The sequence below is a fragment of the Azospirillum sp. B4 genome, assembly GCF_000333275.1.
Lineage (GTDB): Bacteria > Pseudomonadota > Alphaproteobacteria > Azospirillales > Azospirillaceae > Nitrospirillum.
In genome coordinates, this window is the sequence record NZ_BACU01000204.1 from 1 (window position 1) to 3003 (window position 3003).

The following is a 3003-nucleotide window of genomic DNA, read 5'->3' on the forward strand; positions in this document are numbered from 1 at the left end:
CGGCTGGGACCCCGCCAAGGTCAGCCCCCACGTGTTGCGCCAAGCCTTCGCCACCCACCTGNTGGACCATGGCGCCGACCTGCGCTCCGTCCAGAAGATGCTGGGCCATGCCGACATCGGCACCACCCAGATCTACACNCACGTCGTGGGCGAGCGCCTGCGCCGCACGGTGGAGGAGCACCACCCGTTGGCCAAAGGGAAGGGACCAGCCAAGCAGTAGGGGCAGGGGCCGGGATTCGATAGCGCTGGCCCCTGGCCCGCGCTCATGGTAATCAGCCGCCTTCGACCTTTGTGCGGCCCGCCCTTCGGCGCCGCGCCTCCTTACAAGCAGTTGTAAGCCGAACCCATGCATTTCCTTGAATTTGAAAAGCCGATCGCCGAACTCGAAGGCAAGATCGATGAACTCCGCCACCTGTCCGATGGCGGCGGCATCAACATCGCCGACGAGGTCCGCAAGCTCGAGGACAAGGTCGACAAGCTGCTGCGCTCGACCTACGCCAAGCTCAGCCCGGCCCAGAAGGTCCAGGTGGCGCGCCATCCCAACCGGCCGCACTGCCTGGACTACATCAACGCCCTGATCACCGACTTCACGCCGCTGGCGGGTGACCGCGCGTTCGGTGAGGACCGCGCCATCGTCGGCGGCCTGGGCCGTTTCCGCGGCCGGTCGGTGGTGGTCATCGGCCAGGAAAAGGGCCATGACACCGACACCCGCATCCGCCACAACTTCGGGTCGGCCAAGCCCGAGGGCTACCGCAAGGCCCAGCGCCTGCTGAACCTGGCCAGCCGCTTCAGCCTGCCGGTCATCACCCTGGTGGACACTGCCGGCGCCTATCCCGGCGTGGGGGCTGAAGAGCGCGGCCAGGCCGAAGCCATCGCCAAGTCGATCGAGACCTGCCTGCGCGCCCGCGTTCCCATCGTCTCCGCCGTCATCGGCGAGGGCGGGTCGGGCGGCGCCATCGCCATCGCCACGGCCGACCGCGTGCTGATGCTGGAGCACTCGATCTATTCCGTCATTTCGCCGGAAGGCTGCTCGGGCATCCTGTGGCGCAGCAACACCAACGCCGCCGACGCGGCCGCCGCTCTGCGCCTGACCGCCCAGGACCTGAAGGAACTGGGCGTCATCGACCGCATCGTCATGGAACCCATCGGTGGCGCGCACCGCCGGCGCGAGGAGACCATCCTGGCCCTGGGCAACGCCATCGACGACAGCCTGGACTCCATGCGCGGCCAGGATGGCGGCACCCTGATCGCCCGCCGCCGCGAGAAGTACCTGAGCATGGGCCAGAAGGGCCTGGGCTGAGGTTTCATCCTCATGAACGCGGGAGAAAGGCGCTTCCCGGGAGGGGGCGCCTTTTTCTATACCCGCTGTTCCCGTAGGGGCAGCAGCAGCGCCAGCCCGGCCAGGAACAGCGCCAGCACGGTGGCCATGCCGGCGCGCTGGCTGGCGAAGGCGGCGGTGGCGGCGCCATAGGCCAGGGGCCCCAGGGCGCTGACCGCCCTGCCGGACAGGGCGTACAGCCCGAACATCTCCGCCTCCAGACCCGGCGGCGACAGCCGCGCCATCAGGGACCGGGCGGCGGCCTGGGCGGGGCCGAAGCAGGCGCCCAGTCCCAGGCCCAGCAGCAGCAGCCACTGCTGGTCGCCGCTGAAAGGGATGGGCAGGCCCAGCGGTGGCAGGAAACCGCCGGCGCGCGTGCCCACCAGCACCATGCCGCCGCCGGACAGGATCAGGCCCAGCAGGCTGATGACCAGCACGCGCTTGGCGCCGAAGCGGTCGTCGGCCCAGGCCATGACGGCGGCGCCCAGGCCGGCGCTGACGTTCAGGATGATGGCGAACAGGATGATCTGCCCCGGCTCCATCCCGAACTCGGTGGCGGCGAAGATGCCACCGAACTGCACCAGGGTGGCGATACCGTCGCGCCACAGGGCGCTGGCGACCAGGAAGCGCAGGATGTCCGGCCGGCGCGGCAGGCCACGCACGGTGGCGGCCAGGGTGGACAGGCCCTGGCGAACGGCGGCGCCGGGCGCCAAGCCCTTGTCCGCCCGATCCGGCACCCAGCGGAACAGCGGCAGGACGAACAGCGCCATCCACAGGGCCACCAGCAGGTTGCTGGCTCGCACCCCCTGCTGCGCGTCGGTGCCCAGCAGGCCGAACAGGGGATGGTCGGTCTTGATCAGCAGGGCCAGCGCCAGCAGCAGCACGATCAGCCCGCTGGCATAGCCGGAGCCCCAGCCCCAGCCGCTGACCCGGCCCAGCAGGCGGGACGGCGCCACGGCCGGCAGCAGGGCGTTGTAGAAGACGTGGGCCAGTTCGGTGGCGACGGCGCCCAGGGCGGCGGCTCCCAGGGCCAGGGGGATGGACGCTGGCGTGGGCGCCACCCGCCACAGGGTGGCGGTGGCCAGGACCACCAGGGTGGTGAACCCGGCGATCCACGGCTTGCGCCGGCCGCTGCTGTCGGCGATGGCGCCCAGCACGGGGCTGGCCACGGCGATGACGATGCCAGCCGCGCCCATGGCCGATCCCCACAGGGCGGCGCCCCGCACGGGATCGCCCACCACCGCCTTGGTGAAATAGACGCTGAAGACGAAGGTGGCGACCAGGGTATGGAAGGGGGCGGTGGCCCAGTCGTACAGGCACCAGGCGGCAATGCGGCCCCAGCGGGCCTGCACCGCAGCCCCGTTCCCTGTCCGCGTGGCGCCAATGTTCATCCCGTTTCCCCATCCCTGTGGTGTCGGGGAAGCTGGCACGGGGCAACACCGCCCGGCAAGTGATGGTTCAGGGCGCCGGGGAAGCGCCCCTAGCTGCGCAGCACCAGGCGGGAACAGCCGCCACCGGCCGGCTGCACGTCGCTGGCCAGCCCCGCCAGGGTCAGCATGGCCTGCACGTCCAGGATGGTGTCCGTGGACCGGGTCAGGGTCAGGCTGACGTTGCGGCAACCCATCTTCCGGAAGCGCGTGACCGCGTCCAGGATGTGGCGGGCGGGGGCGGAGGAACGGGGCGGC

Annotated in this window: 4 protein-coding genes; 2 read left to right on the forward strand and 2 right to left on the reverse strand. The window is 70.8% G+C overall.

All coding sequences use genetic code 11. The annotated features are described in order from the left end of the window. On the forward strand, positions 1-220 hold a 220-nt coding region (locus tag I55_RS08995), incomplete at its 5' end, for a tyrosine-type recombinase/integrase (protein WP_044560191.1). Between the two features lie 126 nt (positions 221-346). Continuing rightward, positions 347-1300: an acetyl-CoA carboxylase carboxyltransferase subunit alpha gene (locus tag I55_RS09000; RefSeq protein ID WP_044560192.1), complete on the forward strand. Its 954-nt coding sequence runs from the start codon at positions 347-349 to the stop codon at positions 1298-1300. Between the two features lie 56 nt (positions 1301-1356). On the opposite strand, the gene I55_RS09005 is transcribed toward I55_RS09000, so the two are convergent. Further along, positions 1357-2709 carry an MFS transporter gene (locus I55_RS09005; RefSeq protein WP_044560193.1) on the reverse strand — a complete coding sequence of 451 codons (1353 nt, stop codon included), beginning with the start codon at positions 2707-2709 and terminating at the stop codon, positions 1357-1359. A gap of 89 nt (positions 2710-2798) precedes the next feature. Further along, on the reverse strand, positions 2799-3003 hold a 205-nt coding region (locus I55_RS36955), incomplete at its 5' end, for a hypothetical protein (RefSeq protein ID WP_044560194.1).